This window comes from Chlorobiota bacterium, from assembly GCA_016710285.1.
In the GTDB taxonomy this organism is placed as follows: Bacteria; Bacteroidota; Ignavibacteria; order OLB7; family OLB7; genus OLB7.
In genome coordinates, this window is sequence record JADJXR010000001.1 from 2482501 (window position 1) to 2497143 (window position 14643).

10 protein-coding genes and 2 rRNA genes are annotated in these 14643 nt (G+C 54.7%); 5 read left to right on the top strand and 7 right to left on the bottom strand.

What is annotated here, in order from left to right:
* Positions 1-17 precede the first annotated feature (17 nt).
* The 3 genes from IPM61_08930 (at position 18) to IPM61_08940 (ending at position 4380) form a co-directional block, all read left to right on the top strand.
* A 23S ribosomal RNA gene (locus tag IPM61_08930) occupies positions 18-3497 on the top strand.
* A 138-nt stretch (positions 3498-3635) separates the two neighbouring features.
* Positions 3636-3752 (top strand): 5S ribosomal RNA (gene rrf / locus IPM61_08935).
* A 133-nt stretch (positions 3753-3885) separates the two neighbouring features.
* Positions 3886-4380, top strand: coding sequence for a nitrile hydratase subunit alpha (locus tag IPM61_08940; protein ID MBK8911437.1), 495 nt, complete (start codon positions 3886-3888; stop codon positions 4378-4380).
* A 70-nt stretch (positions 4381-4450) separates the two neighbouring features.
* Here IPM61_08940 and IPM61_08945 read toward each other — a convergent pair whose 3' ends face one another.
* The 7 genes from IPM61_08945 to IPM61_08975 form a co-directional block, all read right to left on the bottom strand.
* The gene (locus IPM61_08945) at positions 4451-5464 is read right to left on the bottom strand and encodes a GNAT family N-acetyltransferase (protein MBK8911438.1); all 1014 of its coding nucleotides are present in this window, start codon (positions 5462-5464) and stop codon (positions 4451-4453) included.
* Positions 5465-5524: 60 nt separating this feature from the next.
* The gene (locus tag IPM61_08950; protein ID MBK8911439.1) at positions 5525-6034 is read right to left on the bottom strand and encodes a hypothetical protein; all 510 of its coding nucleotides are present in this window, start codon (positions 6032-6034) and stop codon (positions 5525-5527) included.
* A gap of 120 nt (positions 6035-6154) precedes the next feature.
* Positions 6155-7186: an amidohydrolase gene (locus tag IPM61_08955; GenBank protein ID MBK8911440.1), complete on the bottom strand. Its 1032-nt coding sequence runs from the start codon at positions 7184-7186 to the stop codon at positions 6155-6157.
* A gap of 76 nt (positions 7187-7262) precedes the next feature.
* The gene (locus IPM61_08960; protein MBK8911441.1) at positions 7263-7790 is read right to left on the bottom strand and encodes a 3-hydroxyanthranilate 3,4-dioxygenase; all 528 of its coding nucleotides are present in this window, start codon (positions 7788-7790) and stop codon (positions 7263-7265) included.
* A 130-nt stretch (positions 7791-7920) separates the two neighbouring features.
* Positions 7921-8898 carry a phosphotransferase gene (locus tag IPM61_08965; GenBank protein MBK8911442.1) on the bottom strand — a complete coding sequence of 326 codons (978 nt, stop codon included), beginning with the start codon at positions 8896-8898 and terminating at the stop codon, positions 7921-7923.
* Positions 8899-8929: 31 nt separating this feature from the next.
* The gene (kynU, locus tag IPM61_08970; GenBank protein MBK8911443.1) at positions 8930-10222 is read right to left on the bottom strand and encodes a kynureninase; all 1293 of its coding nucleotides are present in this window, start codon (positions 10220-10222) and stop codon (positions 8930-8932) included.
* 77 nt (positions 10223-10299) lie between these two features.
* Complete coding sequence (locus tag IPM61_08975; protein ID MBK8911444.1) at positions 10300-10803, bottom strand: hypothetical protein; 504 nt, start codon at positions 10801-10803, stop codon at positions 10300-10302.
* A 291-nt stretch (positions 10804-11094) separates the two neighbouring features.
* On the opposite strand from IPM61_08975, the gene IPM61_08980 reads away from it, so the two are divergent.
* Positions 11095-13857: a VCBS repeat-containing protein gene (locus tag IPM61_08980; protein MBK8911445.1), complete on the top strand. Its 2763-nt coding sequence runs from the start codon at positions 11095-11097 to the stop codon at positions 13855-13857.
* Positions 13858-13873: 16 nt separating this feature from the next.
* On the top strand, positions 13874-14584 hold the full coding sequence (locus IPM61_08985) for a VCBS repeat-containing protein (GenBank protein MBK8911446.1): 711 nt from the start codon (positions 13874-13876) through the stop codon (positions 14582-14584).
* Positions 14585-14643: the final 59 nt, after the last annotated feature.

Sequence of the window (14643 nt, forward strand, 5' to 3'; positions counted from 1 at the left end):
TGATCAATAAAGAATTTCGGTAAGTTACCAAGGGCATACGGTGGATGCCTTGACACGAGCAGGCGATGAAGGACGTAGTAATCTGCGATAAGCCACGGGTAGCCGAAAACAGCGTTAATCCGTGGATTTCCGAATGGGGCAACCCGGCTGGAGTCATGTCCAGTCATCCCGATCTAATCGGGAAGCTAACCCGGGGAACTGAAACATCTAAGTACCCGGAGGAAGAGAAAACAATAGTGATTCCCTGAGTAGCGGCGAGCGAAACGGGAAGAGCCCAAACCAGTGCGCGTATGTTCACTGGGGTTGTAGGGCCCATGTAGCGACTGCGCGAGATAGCAGAACATTCTGGAAAGTTTGACCATAGAAGGTGACAGTCCTGTAAGCGAAATCTCAAACAGCGTGTGGGGAACCCTGAGTACCACGGAGTAAGGGAAATTCTGTGGGAATCTGCCGGAACCATCCGGTAAGGCTAAATACTCGCTCGTGATCGATAGCGAACTAGTACCGTGAGGGAAAGGTGAAAAGCACCCAGTATATGGGAGTGAAATAGACCTGAAACCGTATGCTTACAAACGGTGGGAGCAAACCAGCATCTGCGGATGTTGGCAAGTGACCGCGTGCCTTTTGCTTAATGAGCCAACGAGTTGCTCGTCCGTGGCAAGGCTAAGGTGTTCAGCACCGGAGCCGTAGCGAAAGCGAGTCTGAACAGGGCGTTCAGTCGCGGGCGGCAGACGCGAAACCGGGTGATCTATTCTTGGCCAGGGTGAAGGTTGGGTAACACCAACTGGAGGCCCGAACCGGTATGGGTTGAAAACCGTTCGGATGAGCTGAGAATAGGAGCGAAAGACCAATCAAACTCGGAGATAGCTCGTACTCCCCGAAATGTTTTTAGGAACAGCCTCGATGTAGTCAGCAGCAGGTAGAGCACTGATTGGGCTAGGGCCCTCACAAGGGTACCAAACCCAGACAAACTCCGAATGGCTGCTTGATGTTCGTCGGGAGTGAGGCAGTGAGGGATAAGCTTCATTGCCGAGAGGGGAACAACCCAGATCGCCGTCTAAGGCCCCCAAGTCGATGCTCACAGAGAAAGGATGTTGCGTTACTGAGACAACCAGGATGTTGGCTTAGAAGCAGCCATTCATTTAAAGAGTGCGTAATAGCTCACTGGTCAAGTGACACAGCGTCGATAATACACGGGACTAAGCATCGCGCCGAAGACGCGGGTTCAATTTTATTGAGCGGTAGGGGAGCATTCTGTCGACTGCGAAGCGGTACAGGTGACTGGCCGTGGAGTTTACAGAAACGCAAATGTTGGCATAAGTAACGATAACGGAAGTGAGAATCTTCCGCGCCGAAAATCTAAGGGTTCCTGCGCAACGTTCGTCGACGCAGGGTTAGTCGGCCCCTAAGGCGAGGCTGAAAAGCGTAGCTGATGGGAATCCGGTTCAAGGCCGCAAGGCCGAATATTCCGGAACCACCAAAAGAGTTAACCAAAGGGACGCAGGGGCGTGGTTCATCCGATTATTGGCTATTCGGATGGGCGAAGCAACTGCCAAGAAAAGCTTTGGGTATTTCTTCGGTGACCGTACCGTAAACCGACACAGGTAGATGGGTTGAATATACTCAGGCGCGCGAGTGAGCCGTGGTTAAGGAACTCGGCAAATTGGCCTCGTAACTTCGGGATAAGAGGCGCCTCGATCGTGAGATCGGGGCCGCAGAGAAATGGCCCAAGCGACTGTTTAACAAAAACACAGCACAATGCAAAGTCGTAAGACGCAGTATATTGTGTGACACCTGCCCGGTGCCGGAAGGTTAAGGAAGGGGGTCCGGAGCAATCCAAAGCTTCCGACCGAAGCCCCGGTAAACGGCGGCCGTAACTATAACGGTCCTAAGGTTAATAACGCTAGCCTTAGTAAAACTGAACTATATGCGGGAAACTCCTCGAACAGCTGTTCGGTACTCGTTTCAGTAGCACTGAAACAGTAAAAATCCGACAGACATGGGGACAATCCGCAGGGAAGGCCCGATACTGTATCGGGAACCCTCAGAGACTTCACGTTTAGGATGCGCTAATGAATCTTGAGGCTCAATGGATAACAGGTTTTGTGGATGGTGAAGGTTGTTTTCACGTGGGAATTAATCCCCATTCAGAAATGACCACAGGGTTTCAAATACTCCCTGAATTCACTGTCGTACAGCACAAACGCGATGTGCAATTACTCTATGCACTGAAAGCATACTTCGGTTGTGGTGTTGTTCGCACGAACAATGGTGACCGAATGGCGTATCGGGTTCGTAGCAAGGAGCACTTGCTCCAGCATATCGTTCCATTTTTCCTTAAGCATCCGCTTAAATCCAAGAAGCGAGCAGATTTTCAAAAATTTCGCTCAATCCTTCTAAAAATGGAAGCGGGGGTTCATCTAACAGCAGAAGGCGTTGAAGAAATACGCCAAATTGCTGCACAAATGAATCGAGGCGCATTAAGATAAAGTCCGACCTTACTGGAAACAGTATAGGAGCAATCGAGCGAAATTCCTTGTCGGGTAAGTTCCGACCTGCACGAATGGTGTAACGATTTGGGCACTGTCTCGACCACGGGCTCGGTGAAATTGTGAGCATGGTGAAGACGCCGGTTACCCGCATATGGACGGAAAGACCCTATGCACCTTTACTGCAACCTGACATTGGCTTCGGGTATCTCATGTGTAGGATAGGTGGGAGGCTGTGAAGCGGCTACGCTAGTAGTCGTGGAGCCAATGGTGAAATACCACCCTTGATGTACTTGGAGTCTAACCAACGCGAGTGGATCGCGGGGGACAGTGTCAGGCGGGTAGTTTGACTGGGGCGGTCGCCTCCCAAAAAGTAACGGAGGCTCCCAAAGGTTCTCTCAGCACGGTCGGTAATCGTGCGTCGAGTGCAAACGCATAAGAGAGCTTAACTGCGAGACTGACGGGTCGAGCAGATGCGAAAGCAGGGGTTAGTGATCCGACGGTTCCGAGTGGAAGGGCCGTCGCTCAAAGGATAAAAGGTACGCTAGGGATAACAGGCTGATCTTCCCCAAGAGTTCACATCGACGGGAAGGTTTGGCACCTCGATGTCGGCTCATCGCATCCTGGGGCTGGAGAAGGTCCCAAGGGTTTGGCTGTTCGCCAATTAAAGCGGTACGTGAGCTGGGTTCAGAACGTCGTGAGACAGTTCGGTCCCTATCCTATGCGGGCGAAGGAAACTTGAGGGGTGTCGCTCTTAGTACGAGAGGACCGGAGTGACTGGACCTATAGTGCACCAGTTGTCACGCCAGTGGCACGGCTGGGTAGCTATGTCCAGAAAGGATAAGCGCTGAACGCATCTAAGCACGAAGCCTACCCCAAGATAAGGTTTCCCTATCTGCGCAAGCAGATCTGAAGGCTCCTGGGAGATGACCAGGTTGATAGGCTCTCGGTGGAAGCATGGTAACATGTTGAGCCAAGGAGTACTAATAAGCCGTGAGACTTTCCTGAATTTATTTTTTATTGACCGCAGGTTCACATGGAGTCGCGGACGCTGATCAGAGCGTCAGCATGACTCGGTGATGCCGACCAACATGGTAATTGATCGCAGAATACTTCTTACCAACTCCCTTTGATTCCTTGACAATTTTTGGTGGTGATTGCGCAGGGGAAACACCTCTTCCCATTCCGAACAGAGAAGTTAAGCCCTGCTGCGCCGATGGTACTATACTGGTAACGGTATGGGAGAGTAGGTCGCCGCCAAGATTTTATCTAAAAGCCTCTTGAATTTTTCAAGAGGCTTTTTTGTTGTAACTATTGCAAGTAAGCATAGAGCCGGTGTAACTTGACGTATAACAATCGGGACACCTAATTCACACTCAGCCTAAGGAGGTATTGTATGTCAGCCTTAACGATCCCTACGATCTATGATTGGACAATTCTGCCAAGGACTATTGCTGCTCGTGCATGGACAGATGCAACCTTTAAAGCAGCACTGCTTGCTAATCCTAATATGATTTTATCTAAAAACATAAATCGTTGGCCAAGTGGTATTAGCTTTACCATCTTAGAAGACCAAGAATCAACGCGCCATCTAATACTGCCGCACAAAAAAGCTCAATTTGCTTCGTGGACAAGAGAGCAATTAATGGATACCGCAATGTATGAATCAGAGGCAGATATGAGCCTTTGTGACGTGATACCGGCAGTTGTCTTAATTGAGGCTTGGTTTAACCCAACATTTAAGTCATCATTACTGTCAAATGCAAATAGCGCATTATCTAGCTTGGGAATCAATACAGGAGGTTATACTTATCAAGTAACCGAAAACACGTCAACAAATTATCATTTAGTCTTACCTAAAAGTCCGTCCGATGGAAACAGTACAAGCTAGCTTTGATTCACTTGTGGTGGATTAAGTTGTTGATTGATCTCATCTTGAGCTTCAAACTCCATCTATACTACTAGGTAGTCAATGCATGACTTACCATCTCCACATGCGGAATCCCATCCTCATCATACGGCTCGCCAATCACTCTGAATCCAAATCCCATGTAAAATCTTTCTAAATGATGCTGTGCAGAAATTCTTACTCCTTGATTTGGATGTTTTTCCGCAATCCATGCCATTCCTTGCTCCATCAATTCTTTCCCTAACCCTATCCTGCGTGCTTCCGGTGCGGTGATTACCCGACCGATTGATGGCTCCGCATACTTTTTTCCAGGGTGTACAATTCGTAAATAGGCGATTAATTCTCCTGTCCCGTTCTTTCCTAACAGATGATCTGCATGAATATCCAGATAATCGGCATCCAGATAGATGCAGTTTTGCTCGATGGTGAAAACCCGCTGCCGTAAATTCATAACATCATAGAGTTCGCGAGCCGTTATATCATCGAAACGGCGGCGATGCCACTGAATCGAATTGTTTCCCGGGATAATGCCGCCATCTGCCGGAATCCCGTCAATGCTGAAACTGTTTTTCAGTTGACGATATTCGATTAACCCCTCTTCCCCTTTTTTCTTTGCCCACTCCGCTAACATCTCCCGCTCCTGCCGAAACTCCATCAACGGAACGCCAAACCCGCATGAGGTCTGAACTTGTTGGATATTCAACAAAAAAATCTGGCGAATTCCAGGAAGGGAAGGAAACTGCGAACTATGCGTTCCCCATTCAGCATCGGTTGGTTGGATAACCCTTGCATTGCCGTACAACCGCAGTATCCGTGGAATTTTTGTGAAGCTGCAAAACATCACCGTCACGCGCCCGTTTTGGCGAACGTGCGCTGCTGTTTCGTTCCCGCTGCCGGTTAAATCCAGCCACATCACCGTTGTGGCATCAAGGCAACGAAACGTGTTTATCCCTTTTGGCGAAAGGCTTACGCGCCCAGTGGTTGGTGCGGTGGCAACAAAAAAAATGTGCTGCTCGGCGATGAACTCTTGCAGCGATTCACTGAGATAATCGTAAAACATGGCCATGTTTTTTGGAGAAATAAAAAATGACGTTTTCTTGTGGGCTTGACTACCATAAGGCTACCGTCACGGCCTTGCTTTGGTGATTTTACCCCGCTGAAATACCCACCGTGACACGCTAGAATCTTTCCGATGAACCTGTATTCCATCCCTATTTATCGTGGCCCACGCTCCCCATTGTGAGTCCTCCCCTTTGAGTGCAATCCGCTCTGAGAGTGATTGCTTGAATTTCCCATTGCTCCTATTAACCGCCACGTATAGCCGCTGTTCGTACCCGCTTCCTCCATATTCCCAGTTGACTAATGCTGCCGCATCGTCATCTCCATCCTTGTCCAGATCGCCCCATACCACTATGATATCCCCTAAATAAATCGTTCTGTCGTTGCGTTTTTCGTCGGCTTCTTTGTCGGCGGTGATGATTTTCAGGATAGCCGATTCATCCTTCGCCGTGGCATCTCCCTTCAAGGAAGATGTAGGCATCGTGGCGGCCGTGCCCATCACATTCGTGATGCAGAAAATCAGTAGCAATAGCGTTTCCATAGTCTTTTTTTTAGAGTTTTTTGCAGTTGCTCTCATTGAGTGCCGCCAGTGACTCCACACCCAAAACAAAGTTTACCGATAATCTTACTATGCCTTTTTTCCCGTTCTCAACACTCTGAAGGTGGGATGAATCCGTGAAGTATTCCAGCCATTTTTTTACTGGCTTGCAATTTCCGCGCGAAGAAACGCCTCGCGCTCCAAGCCCAAAAACTCCAACGCCGTTCCGCTTAATAAACGCTCCCGAATTTCTGGCGTTAAATCCGTCATGGATTCAATTAATTCCCCCGGGTGATGCTCGCCAAGGGGGAAGGGATAATCGGAGCCAAGCATAATTCGGTCGGCGGTGAATAATCCCAGCATATACCGCAGCACTGCCGGATCGTGCACCAGCGAATCGAAATAAAGGCGGCGGAGATATTCGCGTGGCTCCGTTTGCGTGTTCACCTGCACAAGGTCCGGGCGGACGTGGAACCCATGCTCAATCCGCCCAATTGTTGCCGGAAACGATCCCCCGCCGTGCGCAAAACAAAAACGGAGTGCGGGGAAACGGTCCAGCACGCCGCCGAACATGATCGAGCAAATTGCCAGCGATGTCTCCGCCGGCATTCCCACCAACCAGGGGAGCCAGTAACGGGGCATTTTCTCTTTTGCCATCATGTCCCACGGGTGCACAAAAATTGCCGCGTCCAAATCTTGCGCTGCCTCGTAGATGGCAAACAGTGCTGGTTCATCAAGGTTCCATTCGTTCACGTGCGAGCCGATTTGCACCCCCCGCATCCCTAATTCTTTCACGCACCGCTCAAGCTCCTTCACCGCCAACTCTGGCGATTGCATCGGAATTGTTCCCAGCCCCACAAACCGCTGCGGGTGCTGGGCCACGATTCCCGCAATGTGGTCGTTCAGCAGCATGGAAAGGTCCAGCGCGTGTTCCGGGCGCGCCCAATAACTGAACATCACCGGCACGGTGGAAAGAACCTGAACGTCCACGTGGTCGCCATCGCATTCTGCCATTCGCGTGCTCGGGTCCCAACAATTTTGCTCCACCTCGCGGAAGAAACGGTCATCAATCATCATTGTTCCGCAGCATGGTTTGTGGTGCTCCATTCGCACCCATCCTCCGTAGCCGTACCGCTCGCGAAGGTCGGGCCAACGTTCGGGAAGGATGTGGGTGTGGATATCTATTTTCATCGGGAAGTTGGTTGTTGGGAAGTGGAACAATGGAGACGCGTAAGAAGCAGCAAGCCTCACCCCGGGCGGGCGCACGTTACGCCGGCATCACCGGCGGCTGCATGACGGTTCCGCAGTGTTTGCACGTGCGCAACTCCTCGTTTGCCCAAAAGGCTTCCATCACCGGTTTCAGTTGTGTGGTGATATCGGTTAGGGGGAAGAATGCTTCGTGGAGCTTGGCGTTGCACTGCTCGCAGTACCATTGCAAACCATCCTGCTCCCCTTCGCGGCGGCGGCGCTCAACCACCAGCCCAACGGTGTTGGCTTTGCGTTGCGGCGAGTGCGGAACCCGCGGCGGCAGCAAGAAAATATCTCCTTCTTTTATCTCGATGTCGCGAATCACTCCATCTTCCACCACCCGCACAACGATGTCCCCTTCCAACTGGTAGAACAGCTCTTCCCCATCCTCAACGTGGAAATCTTTCCGTGCGTTCGGTCCGCCAACCACCATCACCATGAACTCCGGGTGGACCTCCTTCCATATCTGTTCGTTGCCAACGGGTGGCTTCAGTTTGTGGCGATTTTCGTCAATCCATTGCTTCAGGTTGAATGCGGTAAGTGCCATTGCATGGGCCTCCTATCAGGTTAGATCATTGGTTGATGAACGGTGCGGTTGCTGCGAATATCGGATTCTTTTGGGAGCCGCCAGCACCGGGGCTTCCCGTGCGGATTCCTACCCCCCCCATCTCCGATTGCTACCAGCCGTCGCGCTGGTGGACCCAAGCGCGAAAATTGTGCAAGATTTCTTCCTCCTGCGGGCTGGGATTTGGGCCAAATTTCATCAGCCGTGAAAGGTACACGTAAAGTGCCCGCAGCCGGATAAACCACCCAAATTCTTGCAGCATTTCTTCGGCGATTGGGAAGGCTTCGCGGTATCCGGCAACCAGGGTGTCCCGCACTTCTTTCCGGCTGGGATGGTTGCGGAACAACGTTGCTGCAATCGCCAAGTCGGAGATGAACCAGTGGCGGCAGCAGTTCCCAAAGTCGAAGGCGGTGATACCGTGGGGGATGCTGAAATGGAAATTCTGCGGGCCAAAATCGGCGTGGGTCATCCCGAACAGATCGGGAGTGGTTGGCAGCGTGTGCAGGCGGTGAAGCACGGCCTCCAATTCCCGCAACGATTCGGTGTCGTCTGCTGGGATCAGTCGCTCGGCTTCTCGCAAAAAAACTTCATCGTGCCAACGCCAGCGGCCTTCGGCTTCCGTGGTTGGGAAGGTTGTTGCGGCGTGGTGGATCGCGCCCATCGTCCTTCCCCAATCGCGGAAAAACTCCGTCCCCCAGTGTGGCGAATCTGGCCCGACCCGCTGGCCCTGCGCCACGGTGAACGCCGAGGCCAGCAACATCCCTTCGCCACACCATGCTTCCTCAATCCAATTGTTGTTGGCCGAAAGCACCGGCGTGGCAACCCGGACCCCCGATTCCGCAAGGTGGCGGATAAACCGAAGCTCCGCCAAATTTTCGGCTGCGGAGCGATACCCAGGATCGGTCAGCCGCAGAATTAGGGGAAGCCCGCTGCGGCGGAAGCGATAGACGGAGTTCCCGGAATCGCTGATATGCTCAATGGAGTCGGCATCCCCCAGCCACTGCTTGGCCGCCACCGAAGCAAACCGACGGTTGCCGTAATGAAGGCCAAACGTGAGTGTCTGATCGCTCTTTTTTCCGCTCTCGTTCACTCTTTTTTTTTCGCTCTATTCTTTCTGTACTCTATTCTTTCACCCGTGCTAAGGCTTCCACAAATCGCCAGACTTCGTCGAAGGTGTTGTACATCGGGACCGGCGCAACGCGCACAACGTCGGGGGTGCGGAAATCGGCGATCACCCCTTGCCATTTCAACGCCTCGGTGATGCGGCGCGCATCGCCACGGGCGCGGATGGAGATTTGGCAACCGCGGTCGGCAACGGTGCGGGGCGTGATGACCGTGTAGCGATCTTCCCCAATCTGGTCAACCAAAAATTCCAGATATCCGGTGAGCAACCGCGACTTCGCCGTCAGGCGTTCCATCCCCACTTTGTCGAACAACTCCAGCGCAACTTTGTGGGCAGCCATTGGCAGAACTTGCGCGTTGCTGAGTTGCCAGCCAGCCGCGCCCCGTTGCGGGATGAAGTTGGGACTCATGTCGAATCGGGTTTTGGGCTCAACGCCCCACCAGCCGGCAAAGCGGGGAAGCTCCGGCGCAAAGGCATGGCGTTGGTGAACAAAGCAGCCGGAGGTCCCGCCCGGGCCGCTGTTCAGATACTTGTACGTGCACCACACCGCAAAATCAACATCCCAATCGTGAAGCTGCATTTGCAAGTTCCCTGCGGCGTGCGCAAGGTCGAACCCAACAACGCAACCCTGCTGGTGGGCCGCCTGCGTAATCCGCGCCATGTTGAAGGCTTGGCCGGTGTAGTAGTTCACCCCGCCAAGCATCACCAGCGCAATGGTGTGGCCGTCGCGTTGCAGAAGCTCCTCGATGTCCTCGGTCCGGACCGCATCTTCGCCGTGGCGTGGGCGCAGCAGCATCACCGCGTCGTCGGGATCGTAGCCGTGGAAAGCCGCTTGGCTGCGGACGGCGTACAGGTCCGAAGGGAACGCGTTCTCCTCAATCAACACCCGGTAGCGTTCGCGGGTGGGGCGGTAGAAACTGACCATCATCAGATGGAGGTTCGTGGTCAGCGTGTTCATCACCACCACTTCCCCGGGGAGCGCGCCAACCAGCCGCGCCGCCGGCTCGCGGAATGCTTCGTGGTAACTGTACCACGGATGCTTGGACTCAAAGTGGCCATCAACCCCCAACTCGGCCCAATCCTTCAGCTCCTGCTCGATTGCTGCGCGGGTCCCCTTCGGCTGCAATCCCAGTGAGTTCCCGCACAGGTAGATGAACTCTTCCCCCTCAACAGTTTTGGGGATGTGATACTCCCCGCGAAGCTCAGCAAGCGGGTCGTCGCGGTCCATCTGCAAAGCAAAATCGCGGTCGGCCAAGTAGGCAACGGGTTGGTGTTGGATCGTGTCTTCCATGCTGTATGATTGGTCAGAAAAGTGGTCGGAAAAAAATGCTGGTTAAGGATGCGGTTGCAGCGTCGCTGGCGTTGCGCTTACTTCGCCATCACGTCGTCGAAGACGTTGACGCTTCGGAGAATCTCCAGCAGATACCACCGCCCCTGGTACTCCATCACCGAAAAGCTAAGGGTTCCTTCGCGCCCTTCCCAGCGGTAGGAAACCTCAACGGCCAGCGGCTTGTTGGCCCCTTCCCAGGGGCGCGATGTCTGGAACCGAAGGAACTCCAACTTCCCCAACTCAATCCCTTTCTTTTTGGCTTCGGCAATAATCTGGTTGAAGGAAGGGCGGATGCGCCCCTCCATCTGGCGGATAATCTGTTTGTTCTTCAGCTTCTTCGTCTCCTTTGGCGCAACCGCACGGACCACCGCCACCGAAGGGAGCAACGCCCGCAGCTCTTTCCAATCGGCGTTGCGGAATGCGGCAAACAGCTTGCTTGCCATTGCTGCCGAATCCGTTGGCTGCGATGCTGGCTGCGCAGTGGCAGAAACACCCAGCAGAAGGAGCAGAACTGCGGTTGGGAAGATCAAGCGAGCAATCATTGCGGATGGTCGGTTTTGTTCGGTTTGGCTTGCACGTTCGCTAATGGAAAAGCTAATGGAAAAGGGGAGCCGCTGCTGATGTCTGCAAGATAGGAACTGGGCCGCAAGCGCGGGTGCATCGCCGGCAAGTTTGTTGTTGCAAGGGGTGGGGAAGTAGGCGTTTCGGCACCTCACCTTGAAAGCAATGATCGGGCTGGCTCCAGAAATTCTCTCCCAAAATTCCATTGCCAGTCAGTAACTTCATAACCGCTATGAGACCTGCCAGTTCCAGTCAGTAACTTCGCAGCCGCTATGAAAAACTACCGACGCTTCCTTCCGACACTGCTCCTCCTCCTCCTTCCAACTTGCTTGCTGCTTCGCGCACAGGAATCACCGCTGTTTCGGTGGCTTCCGCCAACGGAAACCGGGGTGGATTTCACGAACATGGTGATGGAGGATGACAGTTTCAACGTCACCCTTTTCATCTATGCCTACAACGGCGGCGGGGTGGCCGTCGGGGACCTGAACGGCGACACACTCCCCGACCTTTACTTCACCGGAACCCGCGCCAACTCCCCGAACCGCTTGTTCCTGAATCAAGGGGGATTGCGCTTCCGCGAAGCATCGCGCATGGCGGGGGTGGATGACTCAATCGGCGTTCGCTACGGGGTGGCGCTGGCCGACATTGACGCGGATGGCGATTTGGATATCTACGTTGCAAAGCACGACGCGCCGAACACCCTGTTCATCAACAACGGCAACGGAACGTTTAGCGAGCGGGCCAAGCAGTTCGGGTTGGATTTCTGCTGCACCAGCCAGCAAGCAACCTTCCTTGACTACGACCGCGACGGCGATCTGGATATGTACCTTGCCCGCAACGGTGACGCAAAAGGGGAGGCGTTCAAGCGCGACGGCAACCCCGACCGGCTGTTCCGCAACAACGGCAACGGAACCTTTACCGATGTCAGCACCGAAGCGGGAATTGCCGACAAGGGGTACGCCCTTAGCGTGATGGTGGGCGATTACAACAACGATGGCTGGGCGGACGTGTACGTTGCCAACGACTTCGAGGCCCCGGACCTGCTGTACATCAACAACCGCGACGGCACGTTCACCAACCAGGTGCGCCAATGGATGAAGCACACCAGCATCTTCTCCATGGGGTCCGATGCTGCGGACTTCAACAACGACGGCAATCTTGACCTGTTCACGGTGGATATGATGCCGGAGGACCATTGGCGGAAGATGTCGCACATGGGGCAAGGCTCCGTCTATGATCCAAAATTCGACTCAGCACAGCTGATGCGGAATATGCTGCAAGTGAACCGTGGGGATGGGACCTTCCTTGAAGTTGGGCAGCTTGCCGGGATTGCCGAAACCGATTGGAGCTGGGCTCCGCTGTTTGCCGATTTCGACAACGATGGCGATAACGACCTGTTCATCAGCAACGGCTACAAGCGGGACGTGCAAAACCTTGACGTGATCCACAACCTGAACAGCCGCAGCTTTGCGCCGCTGAACGTCATCCGCAAAGTTCCATCGGTGAAGCTGCAGAACTACTGCTTCCGCAACGATGGAAACCTGACGTTTACGAAGATGAGCAACCCGTGGGGGCTTATCCAAATGGTGAACACCAACGGCGCGGCCGTTGCCGACTTGGACCGCGACGGCGATCTTGACTTGGTGATGAACAACATTGACAGCGTTGCCTTCATCTACCAAAACCTTGCCGCCGAACAGAAGCGGGGGAACTACCTTCAATTATCCTTGCACGGAACCGACAAGAACACTGCTGGCGTGGGCGCGCGGGTGACGATCAAAGCGGGCGGGCGTTCGCAGATGCTGGAATGCACCCCCGTTCGCGGCTATATGTCCTCCATCAATCTCCCGCTCCATTTTGGGTTGGGGGATGCCAAAACGGTGGACACCATCACTATCCGCTGGCCCAACGGAACGGTGCAGAGTGTGGCCAACGTATCGGCAAACCAAACGGTGGATATTCGGCAGAAGGCTTCGGCACCGCCGGCATCCGCTGGCGCGGGGTCGCTGGGCGATACGCTCTTTTGGCCAGCCTCCGCCGGGCCGGAGTATCGCCACCGCGAGAACCGCTTCGATGATTTCTTGCGGGAGCGGCTTCTTCCCAATCGCCTTTCGCGCAGCGGGCCGGGCGTTGCCGTTGGCGACGTTGATGGCAACGGCCTTGATGACCTTTGGATTGGCGGAGCACGCAGCTACGCGGGCGCGTTGTTCCTGCAGAAGGAGTCGGGGCGGTTCGTCCGTTCGGCGGATAGCGCGGCGTTTGTTGCCGATTCCGCCAGCGAGGACACGGGCGCGCTGCTGTTCGATGCCGATGGCGATGGAGACCTTGATTTGTACGTTGCCAGCGGCGGCAACGAGTTCGATACTTCGGAGTTCGCGCTGCTGCAAGATCGGCTCTATCTCAACAATGGAAGCGGGCAATTCAGCAACGCCACCAACCAGCTTCCGGCAATGCCAACAAGCACCAGCAGTGTGGTTGCTGCCGACTACGATCGCGATGGCGATCTTGATCTGTTCGTTGCTGGGCGATCCGTTCCCGGGAAGTATCCAACCGCGCCCCGCAGCTACCTTCTGCGGAACGACCGCGGGCATTTCACCGATGCCACCGCCGCCGTTGCCCCCGCGCTTGCTCACCCGGGAATGGTGACCTCAGCACTCTGGACCGATTTCGACAACGACAACTGGACCGATCTGATGTTGGTGGGCGAATGGATGCCGATTCGGTTCTTCCGCAACGCCCACGGGAAGCTGACGGAAGCAACCTCCACCGCCGGGGTTGACTCCAGCGAAGGCTGGTGGAACAGCATCAACGGCGGCGATGTTGATAACGACGGCGATGTTGATTACGTGTTGGGGAATTGGGGGTTGAACGTCTATTCGCCGTTGCGCCCAAGCACGGAGCTTCCGCTGCAACTCTATGCCGCTGATTTCGACGGCAACGGAAGCCGCGATCTTCTGCTTTCCTACTTCTTCCGTGGAAGTGAGTATCCCGTGCGTGGCCGGACCGAAAGGTTGGCCTGCGCGTTCTGTAGATAGAGCGCACGAGTATCCCGTGCGTGGCCGGACCGAAACCGCCAGCCAGCTTCCCGCCTTCATCCGCCGGAAGTATCCCACCTACACCAGCTACGCCACCGCAACCGTGGACCAGATCTACGGGCGGGCCAACTTAGATTCGGCGCAGTGTTGGCGTGCGCGGACCTTTGTCAGCAGCGTGTTGGAAAATCTGGGCAACGGGCATTTCCAGCTTCGCCCCCTTCCTCTGGTTGCGCAGTCAACGCCGATGTTCGGCACGCTGCTGGAGGATTTCGACAGCGACGGAAATTTGGACTTGCTGTGCGTCGGAAATTTCGACGGGGCCGACCCATTGGCGGTCCGGTACAACTCCGGCTACGGCCTCTATCTGAACGGCGATGGCAAGGGGAACTTCCTGCAGAAATCGGCAACGGGGGCGGGGTTCAGTGTCCCCGGGGAAGGGCGCGGGCTTGCCTGCGTTGCGGGGAAGGATGGCGTGACGATTGTTGCCGCCAACTGCAACGCCGCCGCAACCAGCGTCACGCTGCGCCAACGCCCGCTGCGGATTGACCCGGCCAAACGCTGCACCCACGCCATTCTGGACCTTGGCGATGGCCGCACCCGCCGGCAAGAATGGTACTGGGGAAGCGGCTACCTTTCGCAAAGCTCCCAGATGCTTCTGCTCCCCTCCGCAACCGCCACGGGGGATCTGTACAGCGGTGAGAAAAAAGTGGAGGAGATAGGGAAGTAAGCCCCCGCAGATTCTGGCAGGCCGGGCTTCGGCGCAACCAGCAAGGGGGAATCGTCACA